Source organism: Streptomyces atratus, from assembly GCF_900119365.1.
GTDB classification, from domain to species: domain Bacteria; phylum Actinomycetota; class Actinomycetes; order Streptomycetales; family Streptomycetaceae; genus Streptomyces; species Streptomyces atratus_B.
Map to the genome: position 1 here is coordinate 1 of NZ_FPJO01000023.1, position 17,589 is coordinate 17,589.

Here is a 17,589-nt window from a genome sequence, read left to right on the forward strand (position 1 = left end):
GTCCTGCTGCTGAACGGCGAACTGGCCACTGCCGAACCGAAAAAGCTCCGCTACCGACTGCTGCACGTCGCCGCCCGCCTCACCCGAGGCGGGCGGCGCCTCCGCCTGCGGATATCGGCGACCTGGCCATGGAGAAACGAACTCGCCGACGCCTTCCATCGCCTTGCCGCGCTGCCCCGACCAGCCGGCTGACCGACAACCCCCTGCCCGCCCACGACCCGAAGGACCCTGGAGAACCCGACCACCGCGCCGGGCCTCCGCCATGCCCAAACAGCCAAATCACCTCGCCCACCCGGCGGCTGACGATCAGCGACGACTCATCACCCCAACCGAAACGGCGAGGTTAAGGAGCGGTGATCCTCGGATAGAGACACGCGTAGCAGGGACGCTGATTTCGGCATATGTCCAGTCCATAGCTCGTGACGGAGAGGGACAGGATGCTGTTCAGCCTCCTCTCTACCTTGACGAAGCCCCGAGCCAGCAAGCCATTCCAGATATGCCTCACGTTCGGATCATTCAGAGTGGCTCCGAAGTCGTACATGGGGCCGCTTCGTCGTGGAAGGTCCACCAATGTTCGCCATTGCTGGGAACTCATCGCCTCTGCGAGGAAGCGGAGTTGGGACGAGGCGACGGCGCTGGGCTGGCGGTCGATGTTCCCCCTGAGCTTTTCCACCTCCCTGGCCCTGGCTCGGGTCTCGCGCCCGCCTTGGGCGTACGCGATGTTGACTTTCGCGATCTCGTACCGGCGAAGAAGGTCCCGGTACCTTCCCAAGTCGTAGTTGACCAGTCGGCAAACCACGCTGGCGGGACGCCTGAGCTGTTCGGCGATCCGGGTGAGCATCTCGTCGTCCGGATCGATCAGGGCAGGGTGGTGTATCACTTCGGCGCGCTTGAAGACCTCTACCAAATGCGCTGCGATCGTGGCTCGCCGTTCGGCGGCCGCGGGGTGGTGGTCCAGGGCGCGGTGAATCATGCCCAGTGGAAGTCCCAACGCGCTTGCCATCTTCAGGGGAAGGGTGCCGTCGTCGCGTGCCGGGAGTATCGCCAGACTCTCGATGTCGCGGTATGTCGTACGGCTGAGGCCGATCGTCTTCGCGAACTCGGCCGCGGTCAGCCCCGCGTAGCAACGCAGATCCCTGATCTGGTCGACGTGCCCGGCGGGGCGGGCTTGGTAGAGCTCGCGGGGATTGACGTTGAATATGTTCGCTATCTGGAGTACCCGCGCAGGCTCGGGGACGGATGTCTCCCGTTCGTAGGCCAGTACGCGTGCCTTGGATGTCTTCAGCAAGCCTGCAAGGTCTGCGGCGCTGAGGAGGCGCCCGCCCACTTTCCTGTCCGCACGTAGTTGGCGAAGGACGCTCGCGTCGAATAAAGGATGGTTGGCGATTTACCCTTTCAAAGTTGCTCTCTGTGGCGGGGGTTGGCTTGGTTCCATTCCATGCATGGTCGTTCGGGCGAGGCAACTCGTGTGGAGCGGAACCGAGCAACGTTTCCGGATTGAGATCGATGCTGTGGTCTGCCGCGCCGGAGGAGACAGTTACCCGTAAAGGTCCGGGGGTGTGCGGAACGTGACTACGCCACCCCGGGGGAGGAACTCCTCACGCGCCCCAGGCGCCCAGCAGATCCGCAGGGGTGAGTGTCAGATCCGGGTGTACGCCGTCCGCGACCCCTGCCGGGCACACTGCCAGCAGCGGGGCCGCCGAGGCGCCCGGTACAGCAGATCGGGCCTCGGCGAGGTGGGAGAGTTCGCGGTCGCTGAAACGCTTGGTCTCGCGCCACTTGACCGAGCCGAGGAGCAGCGTGCGCTTCCCCGAGGCGGCGGGGACTACGATGTCGTACTCCTGGCTGTTGCCGCGGTTCCACCAGCTCCCCACCCGCCCGGCGTCCTCCAGGCCCGGTAGCTCCGGGCTGAGCCGGTACACCGCTTCCTGGATGAGTGGCTCGACGGCGCGGCCCCGCCAGCTCGGCCAGCCCCGGTCGAAGGCCGCGCGGGCGATGTCCGGTCGGCCGCGGGCGATGTGGGCCTGCTGTTCCTCGACGAAGCGGAACCAGAAACGCAGGTACGGGTCGTCGATGCGGTAGCGCCGCAGCCTGCTATTCGCCGGCGCGCCGACCGGTACGTCGACGCTGACCACCCCTTTGTCGGCGAGCATCTTTATGGCCCTGGTGACTGCTGTGTGCGCGGTGCCCCCTTCCTCGGGAAGCCTTCCGACGACTTGGGTGAAAGTGCTGACTCCGATGTCGGCACCCCCCATCGCGGACAGGACGCGCCGCGCCTGCTGTGCGTCGGGGAATTCGGCGTCGAGGGACCGCTGCCCCATCACGGCCAGATCGCTGTTCTCGTCACCGAGTTGTTCGTGCACGAACGCCCGGGTGCTGTGCGCGCGTGCGCGGTCCAGCACGAGGCGTGGGTAACCCCCTGTGATGAGCGCGGTGTCGAAGGCGGCCAGCGGGTTCCCTCCGCTGCCCAGGGCTTCGGCGCATTCGGCGGGGTCGAAGGGGGCGACGGTGGTGCTCCTGGCCCGGCCGTAGAGCGGCCTGTCGTGCTCGGTCAGCCGCTCCATCATTCCGACATCGGAGCCGATCAGTACAAAGAGAACGGGGGTGCTCTCCAGCCGACGGTCCCAGGCGTTCTGGAGCTGCCCCTCCAGGGTCGGATCCGCCCCGGCGGCCCACGGGAACTCATCGATGACGACGACGGAAGGGGTGCTGCGGCAGGCGACGGCGATCCTGCCCAGTGCGTCCCGCCAGTCGCTGGGGGGAGCGGAGAAGAGGGAATCGGCATCGGCGAGCGGGGTCGTCGAGGTGTGCAGCTCGGCGGTGAGGGCCTGGAGCTGGGTGGCGGGCGGTGCGTTCTTCACCGCGGAGAAGTAGAGGTACGGCAGTCCCGACTGCTCGACAAAGCGTGTGAAGAGCCGGGATTTCCCCACCTGCCGGCGGCCGCGTACGGCGAGCAGCTGTCCCGTTCCGGACTCCCGGATGCGCAGTGTGCGGCGTTCCAGATCGGCAAGCGTGCGTTGGCGGCCGTAGAAGCCCATGTGTCTGACCTTCCGGGGACGGAGGGGGTGCGTACGGGAGAATCATACATCTAGGTAACATACATGGATGTATGTTAAGTGCCCCGGCGGTCCGGCGACTCGGTTGATGTGTGATTCAGGTCGCAATCGCCTGGCCCATCGGCATGTGCATGTCCGCCGGGAGAAGGCCTCCGTAGGATTCCCAGGTTCGGCTTTCTCTCCGTCAGGACGGTTCCGAGTGATATCTCCCCGCGCTTACCGAGTGATGCTGCCCGCCCTCGGCGTGGCGGCGGTGCTGGCCCTGGCCGGCTGTGACCCGGAGCCCTCGCCCTCCGAGGGGGACGACGGCGGACAGGCCGTCACCGGGTTCGGGGCCAGTCCGCTCGACAACGCCGACGGTACGAAGCCGGGGCTCGCGCCGCTCACGTCCGAGGCGGACCGGGCAGCCGGGCGGAAGGTCATCGAGAAGGTGGCGACGAAGGGGCGAGGGCCGAAGACCGGTTACGCGCGGGACAAGTTCGGCTATGCGTGGATGGACACGGCCGACGGCGTGCCACTTGCGAGGAACGGGTGCGACACTCGAAACGATCTGATTCGTCGCGATGGCCAGAACCTCCGTTTCCGGTCCGGTTCGGACTGTGTGGTCGTGTCGATGACTCTCAAGGACCCGTACACCGGCTCCACCATCGACTGGCGCAAGCAGCAGGCCACCAAGGTCCAGATCGACCACGTCATGCCGCTCTCGTACGACTGGCAGATGGGTGCCTCGCGCTGGAACGAGGCCAAGCGGCAGCAGATCGCCAACGACCCGCTCAACCTCATCCCGGTGGACGGGCCGGCCAACAACGCCAAGCGCGACTCGGGGCCGGCTTCCTGGCTGCCGCCGTACAAGCCGGTCCGCTGCTCGTACGCGGTGCGGTTCGCGCAGGTGTCCCTGAAGTACGGACTGCCGGTCACCGCCGCCGACAAGACGGCGATGCTGGAGCAGTGCGGCGGGTGAGCAGAGGGGCCAGGGAGTCCGGGGTGCACGGAACCCGCCCTGGGGTGGGCGGGTTCCGTTGCTCTGTTGTGTGGCTTGAAGGGTTCAGGGCTTCGGCTTGGTTGCCTTGAACGGCTTGTCGAATTCGGAGAATTCGACTGTCACGGGGGCGGTGTGGTCGGTGTCGTGTCCCGATGCGCCGTGTGGGTGGGGCGGTTTCAGGTTCAGCTTGAGCAGGAAGGGTTTGCCGTCGGTGGCGATGTCCGCCGTCCACTTTCCGTCGGCCGTCCCGCCGGTGACGGTCAGGGTGCCTCTTGCGGGCCGTTCCGGTCTTCGGTGCGAGGAGGCCGAGGAAGGTCTCCCGGTCGCAGTAGTGTTCGGCCGGCTTCGCGTGCCGGTCGGCGGTGGTGGGCCTCACCCAGTGGCCGGCGAGGCCGGTGGTGGCGGTCGTCCGGAGCATCGCGGCGTCCGACCGGGTGCGGACGGTGCCGCCCGTCCGTACCAGCTCCATCGTGCCTGCCGCGCCCATGGAGAGGGTGACCGGGCGGCTCCGGTCTCTCCGGTTCGTTCTGTCCGGTCCCAGAAGGACGGTCAGAGCTTCAGGTCCCACTGCGAGGCGTCGTACGTGAAGCCGGGGTTGACCTCGACGGTCAGGTTCCTGGCGTCCGCCGGGGCGTCGAAGGCGAACTGGACCGTGACCTTCTTGCCCGGCAGGACCGTGCCGCTGAAGCCCGCGCCGACCTTGTTGTCGAAGATCTGCTCGGCGTCCACGCCGTCCTGGCCGGCCCGCGCCGAGACGCTGACGAGCGCGGAGTCGAACTTCTCCTTGCCCGCGTTCTCGATGACGACGGCGACCCGGTAGGCCTTCTGGCCCTTGGTGTGTCCGGCGGCGTACGCGTCCGGGGTGTACGAGGTGGCGTCGCCGACCGTGACCGTCAGGTCGTCGTCGTACACGGCCGAGTCACCGGCCTCCAGCGCCTCGCCGGTCTCCTTCTTCTTGTCCGCGTCGCCCTTGTCCGAGCCCCCGCCCTTGGCGGAGTCCCCGCCGGGCTTCGGCTTCGCGGAGGCCGTGGTGTCCGACACCGCCTTGTTGAGGTCGTTCACGGCGTCGTCCACGGCCTTGAACGTGATCACCGCACCCACCACCGCGAGGATCAGCGAGATCAGGCCGAGTACGGCGCCGAAGGTGGTCATCCCCTTGTTGGTGGCCTCGCCGCGCTTCGCGCGGCCCCGGCCGGCCAGGCCCAGGACCAGGGCGATGAGGCCGAGGATGCCCGCCAGCCAGAACAGGAACGGGATCAGGCCGGACACGGCGCCGATGACACCCAGGACGAGGGCGGCGATGCCCAGTCCGTTGCGGGCCGGGCGCACGCCCGGCGTCTGGGCCGGGGCGTACGGCTGCTGGGGCTGCGGGGACTGCGGCGGCTGCGTGAACTGGGACATGGCTGTGCCCTCCGGCAAAAACAGAGATGAGTGGTGAGCGGTTCCGTGCATCGCTGTCGTGCAGCGACGAGTCAATAAGACCAGGGCTTGTGAACCGAGTCAACACGATTCACGATGGATGGGTTGATGCACGCTGTGAATCGATGTCGTGTGAACCGGGTCGGTATGCTCGCCGACAAGCCAGTACCGGGACGAGCGCCAGGACCAGGGAGACAGTCAGTGTCGGAGAACTCGACAGAGGTGACCGCGGCCGGGATCGCACGGCTGGCGGGGGTGGGACGCGCCGCGGTCAGCAACTGGCGCCGCCGCCACGCCGACTTCCCCAAGCCCGTCGGCGGCACCGAGTCGAGCCCGTCCTTCGCGCTGCCCGAGGTCGAGCGATGGCTCCGCGACCAGGGGAAGCTCGCCGAGGTCCCGCTGCGCGAACGGGTCTGGCAGCAGCTCGCCGGCCACCCCGCCGGTGCCGTCCCCGCCCTGGTCCACACCGGCTGCGCCCTGCTGCTCCTGCGGACCAGCCCCAGGACCTGGCCGGAGATCACCGCCGTGTCGGACGAAGGGATGGCCGGCGTGCTCTCCCTCGCCGTCGACAAGGTGCTCACCACCCGCTTCGGACCGGCGGCGGAAGCCGGGCGAGCCGTACACGCCCCGAGCCCCGCCGAACTGCTCCCGTCCGTTCCGCTGCTCCGCGCCGCCGCCGAACTCGCCGCCGGGACCGGGATCCAGGAGACCTTCGAGTTCCTGCTCGGCCGTCAACTGGACGCCAACCCGCGCCAGTACACCCTCACCCCGCCCGGACTCGCCGAACTCATGGCCGCCCTGGTGGAGACGGGGGAGCGGCCCGCCCGCACGGTCCTCGACCCGGCCGCGGGCACCGGCGCCCTGCTGCGCGCCGTCGGCCGCCCGGCCGCCCTGTACGCCCAGGAGAACGACCTCGACCTCGCCGCGCTCACCGCGCTGCGACTCGCCCTGCACACCGACACCGGCTGCGCCCTGGCGGCACGGACCGGCGACACCCTGCGCGCCGACGCCTTTCCGCAGCTCGCCGCCGACGCCGTGCTCTGCCACCCGCCGTTCAACGAACGCAACTGGGGCCACGACGAGCTCGCCTACGACCCGCGCTGGGAGTACGGCTTCCCGGCCCGTACCGAGTCCGAACTCGCCTGGGTCCAGCACGCCCTGGCCCATCTGCGCGAGGGCGGCACCGCCGTACTCCTGATGCCCCCGGCCGCCGCCTCCCGCCGCTCCGGCCGCCGGATCCGCGCCGATCTGCTGCGCCGCGGCGCCCTGCGCGCCGTCATCGCGCTCCCGGCCGGCGCCGCACCCCCGTACGGCATCCCGCTCCACCTCTGGGTGCTCCGCAAGCCCGGCAGCGGCCTGCACCCCTCGCCCGAACTACTGCTCGTCGACACCGCCGAACCCGCCGAATCGCCTTCGGCGGGCCCGGCTCCGGCCGCCCCCGCCGGCGGGCGCGACCGGCTCGACTGGCAGGCGGTGCACGGCGCCGTGCTCGACGCCTGGAAGTCCTTCGAGGACGCCGGTCACCCAGCCGCGGACCGCCCCGGCGCCGGCCGCGCCGTACCCGTCATCGAACTCCTCGACGACGACGTGGACCTGGCCCCCGCCCGCCATCTGCCGCCGCCGGCCGCCGCGGGCGGTCCCGCCGAGCTGATCCGCGTACGGGAACGGCTCACCGAGACGCTCGGCCTCACCGGCACCCTCACCCCCTCGGCCGTGACCCCCTCCGAACCGGCGCACTGGCCGCTCACCACCGTCGGCGAACTCGCCCGCGCCGGCGCCCTCCAGCTCCGCACCGGCGGCTCCGGCACCGGCCCCGGGCCCGTCCTCACCGAACACGACGTCCTCGGCTCCACCGCCCCTTCGGGAAGCCTGCCCGTCGACGGGCCCGCCGAGGAGCCGGTCCTCGTCGAACCGGGCGACGTCGTCGTGCCCGTGCTCGGCGGCGGCTCCGTCGCCCGCGTCGTCGACGACGCCACCGCGGGCGCCGCGCTGGGCCGCAACCTCCAGCTGCTGCGCCCCGATCCGACCGCCATCGACCCCTGGTTCCTGGCCGGGTTCCTGCGCGGCACCGCCAACAACCGCCAGGCCAGCAGCTACGCCTCCACCGCCACCCGGCTGGACGCCCGCCGCCTCCAACTGCCGCGGCTGCCGCTCGCCGAGCAGCAGCGCTACGGGCAACGGTTCCGTGCCCTGGCCGAGTTCGAGGACGCCCTGAGGCTGACCGGCCGGCTCGGCGGACAACTCGTCCAGGGGATGTACGACGGGCTGACGGACGGCACGGTCGCGCCGGGGTGAGGTGAACCACAGCGGATCCGTACAACCCGGGGCCGGTTGTCGGTGTCGCCCTTTACGCTCGGATCTGCGCGCACGGAGCGTGTGCGCGGATGTTCAACGACCAGGTCTCCAGGAGCAGCCATGTACGCCCCGGGTCATCCGCCGACGCCGCCGCGCCGGGTTCCCAGCCGGGCCTGGATCGTCTCGATGCGCGTGCTCTTCGTCGCGCTCTCGGTGTGCTCGCTCGGGATCCTGCTGTGGAGCCCGCTGCTCCGGCTCGCGATCGTGCGCCGCCGGGCGTCCGACTGGTGGCTGACCGGGGCCGGATTCGTGTTCGTCTGCGTGCTCCTGCCGATCCTCGGCCGGGACGGCAGCGACGAGCCGACCGGCATCGACAACGTCCTCATCCCGCTGCTGCTGGTGACGATGGCGGGCTCGATCGCGTACTACCTGGTCGGAGACGTCCGCCACTACGAACGGCTCTCGAAGCAGCATCGGACGGGCGGGTACGGGGCCCCGGTGCCGGGATACGGCAACGGATACGGCTATGGCTACGGGTACGCGCCCACGGTGCCGATGCGAATGTCCGCCTCCGAACCCGCCCCCGTCCCCGTCCCCGTCCCCGGACCCGCACCCATGCCCGCGCCCGCCCCCGCGCCGCCGATACAACCGGCACAGCAGCCCCAGCCTTCACAGCAGCCCCAGCCTTCACCGCAGCCGCAGCCGCAGCCGCAGCCGCAGCCGCAGCCGCAGCCGCAGCCGCAGCCGCACCCCCAACCCCAGCCCCAACCCCAGCCCCAGCCTCACCGCATCGACCAGGTCCGCGCCGAGCTCGACGAGCTGAGCGACTACCTCCGCAAGGAGGAGGGCCGGTGAGCGGACGACTCATCGGCGGGCGGTACCAACTGGCGACCATCCTCGGCCAGGGCGGCATGGGCCAGGTCTGGACGGCCTACGACCAGCGCCTGGACCGCCGCGTCGCGGTGAAGCTGCTCCGCCCCGACCGGGTCACCGGCCCCATCGGCAGCGAGGCCGCGGGCGAGCTGCGCCGCCGCTTCGTCCGCGAGTGCCGCGTCACCGCCCAGGTCGACCACCCGGGCCTGGTCACCGTCCACGACGCGGGCAGCGACGGCGACGACCTGTTCCTCGTCATGCAGTACGTCGAGGGCGCCGACCTCTCCGACCATCTCGCCGAGCACGACCCGTACCCCTGGCAGTGGTCCGTCGCGGTCGCCGCCCAGCTCTGCGCCGTCCTGTGCGCCGTGCACGCGGTGCCGATCGTCCACCGCGACCTCAAGCCCCGCAATGTGATGGTGCGCCCGGACGGCACCGTCACCGTCCTCGACCTGGGCGTCGCCTCCGTCCTGGACACCGACACCACCCGGCTCACCCACACCGGTTCGCCGATCGGCTCCCCGGCCTACATGGCCCCCGAGCAGGCGATGGGCGGCGCCGTCGGCCCGTACACCGATCTGTACGCCCTCGGCGTGCTCCTCCACGAGCTGCTCAGCGGCGAGGTGCCGTTCGCCGGGACCACCGCCCTCGGGGTGCTGCACCGCCACCTCTACGAGCCGCCGGTCCCGGTCCGCCGGATCAGGCCCGACATCCCCGAGCCGCTCGAAGCACTGGTGCTGCGGCTGCTGGCCAAGGACCCGCAGCACCGCCCGTCCGGCGCCCAGGAGGTGTACGAACACCTCGCCCCGCTGCTCCCCTCGCCGGGCACCGGGCTCTCCGTCGGACCGCTCGACCCGACCCGCCCGTTCCTGCGCCCGCACGCCCCGTGGCCCGACCGGGCCGCCGCCCCGCCCCCGCCGCCGGCCCCGCCCGCCCCCGCGGCCCGGCCCGACGTGGCCGCCGCCGTCGACGACGTCAAGAAGCTGCTCGGCGAGGGCCGGATCACCCAGGCCGTGGACATCCTCGGCTCGATCCTCCCGGTCGCAGCCGAACAGCACGGCGAGGACTCCGCCGTGGTCCGCATCCTGCGCAAGCAGTACGCGGCGACGCTGATGGACGACGGCCAGTACCGCCGCGCCCTGCCCGAGCTGCGCCGCCTCGCCGACGACCGCGCGGCGGAGGCCGGCCCGGCCGACGCGCAGACGCTCCAGTTCCGCTACGACGCGGCCCAGTGCCTGGAACAGCTCGGCGAACCGGCCGCCGCGCTCGCGGAGTACCGCGCGGTCCTCCCGTACTACGAGAACCACCGCGGCACGGGCGGCGACCCGGCCCGCTCCTTCGAGATCCGCAACCGCATCGCGCACCTGCTGCTCGCGCTCGGCGACCATGTGACGGCGCGCGTACAGCTCCAGGCGCTGCTGTACGACGCCGAGCGGGCCTACGGGCCCCACCACCCGCTGCCGGTGGAGCTGCGCCGCCGGCTCGACCGGCAGGTGGAGGTGCGGGGCGGCTGACCACCGGCCCGGTCAGGCGTCCACGGGCTGCGGAGCCCCGGCGTGCTGCGGCGAGCGGTCGGGGCCGGGCCGCCCGGCCCCCGCGCCCCGTCGCCGGTGCGCGAGGACCAGCCCGCCGAGTACGAGGACGGCCAGCGCGCCCGCCCCGGCCACCGCGCCCGCCCGCAGGCCCGGGGGCCGGAACGTGCAGTCGACCGCCGTGCCGCCGGCCGGGGCCGGGGTGGCGACCAGGCCCAGATAGCTGTCCGCGGGGCGGCCCTGACAGCTCCAGCCCGCGATCCGGGGCGCGGCGATGACGACCGTTCCGGTGGTGCCGGGCGGCAGTTCGGCCCGGACGCCGTGGCCGGTGACGTGGACGGCGGTCGCGCCGGTGCGCTTCAGCCCGGTGACCGCCGAGGCCAGCCGGGACCGGTCCAGACAGCCGATCGCCCGGTGCGGCACGGTCCCGGCGCGCACCGGGGTCAGCGTGACCCGCACGCTCCCGGCCCCGCCGACCGTGCCCAGGTGCTGCATCGCGGCACGCCTGGCCGGCAGCTGCCCCTTGAACTCGACCTCCGGGCCGTCGCCGAGCCGTGCCCGGCCGAACATGTCGGGCGACCACAGATACGCCTCGGTGCCCGCCGGGCAGGCGGCGGTCAGCGTGTACGTGCCGCGCCCCACCCGGTAGTCGTACGCCCCCCTGTCGGTCACCGCGCCGCCGTCCGCCGCCCGCAGCGCCGTCGTCGGCACCGTGTAGACCCGCGAGCCGAGCAGCTGCTCCTGGTTCCGGAACGGCGAACGGCCGTACGGCACCGGCCCGCCCGGCCCGCGCACCGTCACCAGCGGCGGCGCCTCGGCACGGCTCACCGTCACCGGCCGGTCGTCCGGGACGTTCGCCCCCTGGTGCGGATCGCGCGGCCCGCGCACCCGCGCGCCGACCGAGAAGACCGCGTCCGTGACCGGGTTGTCGAGGCTCTGCACGGCCCGGCCGTTCGACGTCCACCCGCCGCCGAGCGCACGCATCGTGCGGGTCAGCACGGCGGGCGTGTGGCTGCTGTAGTACGCGCCGCCCTGCCCGCCCACCAGCAGCGGATCGTTCGCGGTGGTCTGCTCCCGGCCGGGGTCCGTGCGGTAGCCCGGCCAGCCGTCGGCGCCCGCGACCACGGCCGCCTGGGTCCGCTGCCGTTCGCCCCAGGGCGCATAGTCGTCGAGCCGGTTCAGCCGCTGCCGGTCGAAGTACGCGGTGGCCGCGGCGGCCTGCCCGGCCTGTGCGCCGATCAGCAGCACGGCGGCCAGCGCCGCGAGCCTCCGGCCCCGCCCGACCAGCACCAGAGCGCAGGCCGCAGCCACCAGACCCACCGCGAACAGCGGATACGTCCACCCGGTGACCAGGTCGCTGAAACCGGCCCCGGCCGCGAGCAGCACCAGGACCACGACCCCGCCGAGCAGCGCCCGCCGCCCCGGCCGGCCGTACGAGACCGAGACCCAGGCGGCGATCACCACCAGCCCGGCCAGCACGAACGTCTGCCGGTACGGACTGCCGTTGGGCGTGGCGAAGGCGTGCCAGAGCAGATGCGTCGGGCCCCACTGCAAGGACAGCGCGACCACGGCCACCAGCCCCGCCCACGCCCACCGCTCGCGCCCCGGCACGGACCGCTGGAAGGCCAGCGCACAGGCCAGCAGCAGGGTGCCGGTGCCCAGGAAGAGGGCCGGGGTGAAGAAGCTGTACGTGGCGGGCAGCAGCCGGGCGAGGACATCGGGCCAGGCGGCGGGCGCGAACGTACGGTCCCAGCCCGGGTAGGCGTGCTTGGTGCCCAGGTAGACGGGGAGCAGCACGGGTGCCGAGAGCCCGACGCCCACCCCGACCGTGCAGACGGCCCGCACCAGCCCCCGGACCACCGCCCGCCGGTCGTCCCGCTCGGTGAAGAGCCGGACGGCCAGTACCAGGGCGGCACCGAGCGTCGCCATGTACGCCGTGTAGAAGTTGGCCGCCCACACCACCGCGACGAGCAGCGGACCGGCGATCCGGTGCCGTCCCGTACGGGCCCACTCGGCGACCAGGCAGAGCAGCGGCAGGGCGACCAGCCCGTCCAGCCACATCGGGTTGTACGAGGCCTCGGCGACCGACCAGCCGCACAGCGCGTACGAGGCGCCGAGCGCCCCGGCCGCCCACCAGCGCCCACCGCGCAGCGTCAGCAGGAACAGGGCCATCAGCGCCGCCGCCGACGCCATCTTCAGGACCGTGACCACATAGACCGCGAGATCGATCCGGTCGCGCGGGAAGACCCCGACGAGCAGGGCGAACGGGCTGGTCAGATAGGTGCCGAGATCCGGCAGGAAGCTCGTCCCGTACCCGGAGGACCAGTTGAGCAGCAGCCCGCCGTCGGCGTTCTGGTGCAGCAGGTCCCACAGCCGGGCGTGGAACGGCACGAACTGATTGCCCAGGTCGTTGACGCTGCGCGTGTGCGGCCCGAACGGGAAGACGCGCGCCACGGCGTCACCCGCGCAGACCGCGGCGACGGTGAGCAGCGCGGCGAGCGAGCCCGCGCACAGGCGGGGACGGGAAGTCGGCATACGCAGGAATATGCCAGCTCCGAACGCTCAAACCCGTTCCGGAATAGGTCAGTTCACGTAATGGACGTCCCTCGGCCACGTGCTGCATCGAGTTCCGACATCTGGCCGCGCTGATGTACATCCGTGCTGATCTCGCTGGTGGTGCCTTGTTTCAACGAGGAAGAGATCCTCGAACGCTTCCATGAACGTGTCACGGACGAAATGACCGGGCTCGGACATGAATTCCAGCTGGTGTTCGTCGACGACGGCAGTGCGGACCGGACCCTGGTGATCCTCCAGGAGCTGGCCGCCGCCGACCCGCGGGTCCGCTATGTCTCCTTCAGCCGCAACTTCGGCAAGGAGGCCGCCATGCTGGCCGGTCTCCAGCACGCCGAGGGCGACGCCGTGGTCATCATGGACGCCGACCTGCAGCACCCGCCCGAGCTCGTGGGCCGGATGCTCCAGGAGCACGCGCAGGGCTACGACCAGGTGATCGCCCGCCGCACCCGCAAGGGCGACCGTGTCACCCGCACCTTCAGCGCCCGCGCCTACTACTGGCTGATCAACCGCCTGGTGGACGTGGAGCTGGTCGACGGCGTCGGGGACTTCCGGCTGCTGTCCCGCCGCACCGTCGACGCCGTACTGGAACTCACCGAATACAACCGGTTCTCCAAGGGCCTTTTCGCCTGGGTGGGATTCCGTACGACGACCTTCAGCTACGAGAATGCCGTCCGCGAACAGGGCAGTTCCGCCTGGACCTTCGGAAAGCTGCTCAATTACGGTCTCGACGGGCTGCTGTCCTTCAACAACAAACCGCTGCGTGCCGCGCTCTACCTGGGCATGCTGCTGCTGTCCGTGGCCTTCGCGTATGCGGCGTGGATCGTCGGCGTCGCCCTGGTGCAGGGAGTGGAGACCCCCGGCTATGTCACCCTGATCGTCGTGGTCACGGCGCTCGCCGGGGTCCAGATGGTGATGGCCGGGGTGGTCGGCGAGTACGTCGGCCGTATCTACTACGAGGTGAAGAGGCGCCCGCACTTCCTGGTGAAGGCCACGAACACCGAGGCGCCGCAGAGGATACGAGAGCCCCAGGAGTTCGTACGCCGATGACGGTCACGGCACAGATGGCCCGATTCGCCCTCGTGGGAGTGGTGAACACCGGCACGTACTACGGCTGTTACCTCGTCCTGCTGACGTGGCTGCCCTACATCGCCGCGCATGTGATCGCCTTCGCGCTGAGCATGACCGGCTCCTTCTTCCTGAACTGCTGGTTCACCTACCGGACCCGTCCCACCCTGCGGAAGTTCCTGCTCTTCCCGCTCACCAACGCGGCCAACTTCGTCATCACGACCGGCGGTGTCTATCTGCTGGTCGACCTCGCCGGGTTCAGCAGCCGGTACGCGCCACTGGTCGCGGCCGCGGCGGCCATCCCGATCACCTTCGTCGTCTCGCGCACGATCATGCTGCGGCCGGACACCCCGGCCCCGTCGGCCGAACGCGTGCCCTGAGCGGCCCGGACCGGGCCCACATCCCCAACTCCTCCCGAATCGTTGGTCGAATCGGTGGCCCCGGCCACGTCCACTGCCTAACATCGATCACCGCAAGGTCTTGTGCACTGATGCACAAAGTCTCCCCGGGAGGTTCCTTTGCACCGCCGCCGTCGCACCGCGCTCACCGTCTCCGCCGCCCTGCTCGTCGGCGCCCCACTCCTGACCGCCTGCGGCAGCGAGGCCCACCCGGGCGCCGCGGCCGTCGTCGGCGGGGACCGGATCGAGGTCTCCACGCTGCAGAGCCAGGTGGCGTCCGTACGCGAGGCCCAGCGCGATTCGAGGGACGCCTCCCAGCTCATCGACAAGTCCGGGCAGCTCAGCCGGGCCAAGCTGCACAGCATGATCTTCGACCGGGTCGTGGACCGGGCCGCACAGGACGCGGGCGTGAGCGTCAGCCGCAACGAGATCCAGCAGATGCGCAAGGCCGCGGCGGCACAGACCGGCGGCGAGGCGGGGCTGCGGACGGCGATGCTCCAGCAGAGCTGGGTCGCCCCCGACCAGATCGACTCCGTCCTGCGCGAGCAGGTCCAGCTGACGAAGCTGGCCCAGGCGCTCGGCGCCGACCTCCAGCAGCCCGCCGGTCAGCAGGCCGTCGGCGAGGCGCTCAGCAAGGCGTCGAAGGCACTGCGCGTCGACGTCAATCCGCGCTACGGCGCCTGGGACGACAAGCAGACCCAGCTCGCCGACTACAAGGCCCCCTGGATCAACCGGGTCACCAAGCCGGCCGGTGCCAACGCCTAGGGCGTGTTTCGAAAGTCCCGCCTGGTCGGGGGCGTCCGGCACGCACGCTCGCCGCGTTGTCGGTCGTCGGCGCAGCCCGCTGCGCTCTCCTCCCTCCGCCTTGCGATCGCACGCGCCGGACGCCCCCGACCCCGCCCTCCGGGCGGACGACGCTACTTTCGAAACACGCCCTAGAAGGGTGCTGACCGGCCGCGGCACGGGCGGCGGGAGCGACCGCGGTAGATTCGAACGGTGAACGCTGAAGACCCCGGCCGTATCGTTCTGCTCACCGCCAGCCACCGTGTCGCGCCCGGACTCCTGTCCTGGCCCGCCTGGCAGGCGCTGCACGCCGCCGACCGGGTGCTCTGCGCCGAGCCGGACCACCCGCAGCTGCCGTATCTGCGTGAGGCGGGCGTCACCGTCGAGCACTCCGCGCCCTCCGCGCAGGAGCTCGTCGACGCCTGTGCGGGCGGCCGGTCCGTCGTCGTCCTGGCGGGCGGCGAGGGCGACCAGCCGCTGACCGACGGTCTGGCACGGCTCGCCGGTTCGGGCCGGGTGCGGATGCCGGACCTGGAGCTGCTGCCCGGTTCGTACGACCTGCCGGGCGCCCGGCTCCTCGATCTGGTCCAGGTCATGGACCGGATCAGGATCGAATGCCCGTGGACCTCGCAGAAGACCCACAAGGGCCTCGCCAAGTACGCCATCGAGGAGGCGTACGAACTCGTCGAGGCGATCGAGGACGGCGACCGCGACGAGCTGCGCGAGGAGCTCGGCGACGTACTCCTCCAGGTCGTCTTCCACGCCAGGATCGCCGAGGAAGGCCGCCCCGAGGACGGGGCGGAGCCGTTCTCCGTCGACGACGTGGCCGCGACCCTCGTCGAGAAGCTGATCCACCGCCACCCGCATGTCTTCGGCGACGAGAGCGCCGAGACCCCGGAGGACGTCCACGCGCACTGGCTGCGCACCAAGGCCATCGAGAAGCGGCGCGACTCGGTCACCGACGGAGTCCCGCTCGGCCAGCCCGGCCTGGCGCTGGCGGCGAAGCTGGCCGGCCGGGTCCGTACCGCGAGGCTCGACGTGCCGCTCCCCACCGGCGACGGCATCGGCTACGAGCTCCTCGCCCTCGCCGTACGGGCCGAGCAGGACGGCATCGACCCCGAGGCCGCACTGCGGGCCGCGGGCCGCGCCTACCGGGACGCCATCAGGGCGGCGGAGGGCAACGCCTGACGCCGGACAGCGGCGGAGGGCGCCGGAGGGCGTCCGGGGGCAGCGGATAACGTCGGGGGGTGAACCACAGCCCCGCCGACCGCCCCGCCGATCAGCCCGCCGCCTGCCCCGCCGGCGCGCCCGAACTCTTCACCTGGGAGTTCGCCACCGACCCGTACCCGGCGTACGCCTGGCTGCGCGAGCACAGTCCCGTGCACCGGACCGCGCTGCCCAGCGGTGTCGAGGCCTGGCTGGTGACCCGGTACGCGGACGCGCGGCAGGCGCTCGCCGACTCCCGGCTCTCCAAGAATCCGGCGCACCACGCCGAGCCGGCGCACGCCAAGGGGAAGACGGGCATCCCGGGGGAGCGCAAGGCGGAGCTGATGACGCATCTGCTGAACATCGACCCGCCGGACCACACCCGGCTGCGCCGCCTCGTCTCCAAGGCGTTCACCCCGCGCCGGGTCGCCGAGTTCGCACCGCGCGTACAGGAACTGACGGACCGGCTCATCGACCGCTTCGTCGCGGAGGGGAAGGCGGACCTCATCCATGACTTCGCCTTCCCGCTCCCCATCTACGCGATCTGCGATCTGCTCGGCGTCCCGCGCGAGGACCAGGACGACTTCCGGGACTGGGCGGGCATGATGATCCGCCACGGCGGCGGCCCGCGCGGCGGGGTGGCCCGGTCGGTGAAGAAGATGCGCGGCTATCTCGCCGAACTGATCCACCGCAAGCGGGAGAACCCCGGGGACGATCTGATCTCCGGGCTGATCCGGGCCAGCGACCACGGCGAGCACCTCACCGAGAACGAGGCCGCGGCCATGGCCTTCATCCTGCTCTTCGCCGGCTTCGAGACCACGGTCAACCTCATCGGCAACGGGGTCTACGCCCTGCTGCGCAACCCCGGGCAGCGCGAACGGCTCCAGCTCTCCCTGGACTCGGGGGAGAGCGGGCTGCTGGAGACCGGGATCGAGGAGCTGTTGCGGTACGACGGCCCGGTGGAGCTGGCCACCTGGCGGTTCGCCACCGAGCCGCTGACGCTCGGCGGCGAGGACATCGCGGCCGGGGACCCGGTGCTCGTGGTGCTCGCCGCGGCCGACCGCGACCCGGAGCGCTTCGAGGATCCCGACACGCTCGACCTCGCACGGCGTGACAATCAGCACCTCGGATACGGGCACGGCATCCACTACTGCCTCGGCGCGCCGCTCGCCCGGCTGGAGGGACAGACCGCGCTCGCCACGCTTCTGACCCGCCTTCCGGACCTGCGGCTTGCGGTAGAACCTACCGATTTGCGGTGGCGTGGCGGGCTCATCATGCGTGGACTTCGCACGCTCCCGGTGGAGTTCACGCCGGGGCTCACCCGGGCAGAATATGACGCCCCGTCAATTCTGTGACTTTCACGTGATCTGCGCTGCATCGACTTGTGACGCGCGTTCGAGTCCCGC

Annotated in this window: 14 protein-coding genes; 10 read left to right on the plus strand and 4 right to left on the minus strand. The window is 71.3% G+C overall.

Translation table 11 applies throughout. The annotated features are described in order from the left end of the window. The coding region (locus BT364_RS29465) for a transposase (protein WP_177328152.1) at positions 1–192 on the plus strand (192 nt) is incomplete at its 5' end. 151 nt (positions 193–343) lie between these two features. Here the strand turns inward: BT364_RS29465 and BT364_RS29470 are convergent. Continuing rightward, entirely contained in the window at positions 344–1,288 is a 945-nt protein-coding gene (locus BT364_RS29470) for a helix-turn-helix transcriptional regulator (RefSeq protein ID WP_143166568.1), read from the minus strand. A 310-nt stretch (positions 1,289–1,598) separates the two neighbouring features. Then, complete coding sequence (locus BT364_RS29475; protein WP_072488287.1) at positions 1,599–3,038, minus strand: ATP-binding protein; 1,440 nt, start codon at positions 3,036–3,038, stop codon at positions 1,599–1,601. 244 nt (positions 3,039–3,282) lie between these two features. Here BT364_RS29475 and BT364_RS29480 point away from each other — a divergent pair, with 244 nt between their 5' ends. Then, positions 3,283–4,017 carry an HNH endonuclease family protein gene (locus tag BT364_RS29480; RefSeq protein ID WP_177328286.1) on the plus strand — a complete coding sequence of 245 codons (735 nt, stop codon included), beginning with the start codon at positions 3,283–3,285 and terminating at the stop codon, positions 4,015–4,017. 570 nt (positions 4,018–4,587) lie between these two features. Here BT364_RS29480 and BT364_RS29485 read toward each other — a convergent pair. Next, complete coding sequence (locus BT364_RS29485; RefSeq protein ID WP_072488289.1) at positions 4,588–5,439, minus strand: DUF4190 domain-containing protein; 852 nt, start codon at positions 5,437–5,439, stop codon at positions 4,588–4,590. A 219-nt stretch (positions 5,440–5,658) separates the two neighbouring features. On the opposite strand from BT364_RS29485, the gene BT364_RS29490 reads away from it, so the two are divergent. The 3 genes from BT364_RS29490 (at position 5,659) to BT364_RS29500 (ending at position 10,139) form a co-directional block, all read left to right on the plus strand. Continuing rightward, on the plus strand, positions 5,659–7,752 hold the full coding sequence (locus BT364_RS29490; RefSeq protein ID WP_072488290.1) for an N-6 DNA methylase: 2,094 nt from the start codon (positions 5,659–5,661) through the stop codon (positions 7,750–7,752). A gap of 120 nt (positions 7,753–7,872) precedes the next feature. Continuing rightward, on the plus strand, positions 7,873–8,607 hold the full coding sequence (locus BT364_RS29495) for a hypothetical protein (protein ID WP_072488291.1): 735 nt from the start codon (positions 7,873–7,875) through the stop codon (positions 8,605–8,607). Next, on the plus strand, positions 8,604–10,139 hold the full coding sequence (locus BT364_RS29500) for a serine/threonine-protein kinase (RefSeq protein WP_072488292.1): 1,536 nt from the start codon (positions 8,604–8,606) through the stop codon (positions 10,137–10,139). Before BT364_RS29495 ends, BT364_RS29500 begins: the two co-directional genes overlap by 4 nt. A 12-nt stretch (positions 10,140–10,151) precedes the next feature. Here BT364_RS29500 and BT364_RS29505 read toward each other — a convergent pair whose 3' ends face one another. Beyond that, positions 10,152–12,692 carry a YfhO family protein gene (locus BT364_RS29505; RefSeq protein WP_079179690.1) on the minus strand — a complete coding sequence of 847 codons (2,541 nt, stop codon included), beginning with the start codon at positions 12,690–12,692 and terminating at the stop codon, positions 10,152–10,154. 123 nt (positions 12,693–12,815) lie between these two features. Here BT364_RS29505 and BT364_RS29510 point away from each other — a divergent pair, with 123 nt between their 5' ends. The 5 genes from BT364_RS29510 to BT364_RS29530 all read left to right on the plus strand — a co-directional run bounded on the left by BT364_RS29510 (position 12,816) and on the right by BT364_RS29530 (position 17,538). Continuing rightward, positions 12,816–13,778: a glycosyltransferase family 2 protein gene (locus tag BT364_RS29510; RefSeq protein WP_072488293.1), complete on the plus strand. Its 963-nt coding sequence runs from the start codon at positions 12,816–12,818 to the stop codon at positions 13,776–13,778. Continuing rightward, the gene (locus BT364_RS29515) at positions 13,775–14,176 is read left to right on the plus strand and encodes a GtrA family protein (protein WP_072488294.1); all 402 of its coding nucleotides are present in this window, start codon (positions 13,775–13,777) and stop codon (positions 14,174–14,176) included. Before BT364_RS29510 ends, BT364_RS29515 begins: the two co-directional genes overlap by 4 nt. A gap of 138 nt (positions 14,177–14,314) precedes the next feature. Next, on the plus strand, positions 14,315–14,959 hold the full coding sequence (locus BT364_RS29520; protein WP_072488295.1) for a SurA N-terminal domain-containing protein: 645 nt from the start codon (positions 14,315–14,317) through the stop codon (positions 14,957–14,959). Between the two features lie 231 nt (positions 14,960–15,190). Next, positions 15,191–16,165 (plus strand): nucleoside triphosphate pyrophosphohydrolase, encoded by a 975-nt coding sequence (locus tag BT364_RS29525; RefSeq protein ID WP_072488296.1) that lies wholly within the window; start codon positions 15,191–15,193, stop codon positions 16,163–16,165. A 59-nt stretch (positions 16,166–16,224) separates the two neighbouring features. Then, positions 16,225–17,538, plus strand: coding sequence for a cytochrome P450 family protein (locus BT364_RS29530; RefSeq protein WP_072488297.1), 1,314 nt, complete (start codon positions 16,225–16,227; stop codon positions 17,536–17,538). Positions 17,539–17,589 lie beyond the last annotated feature (51 nt).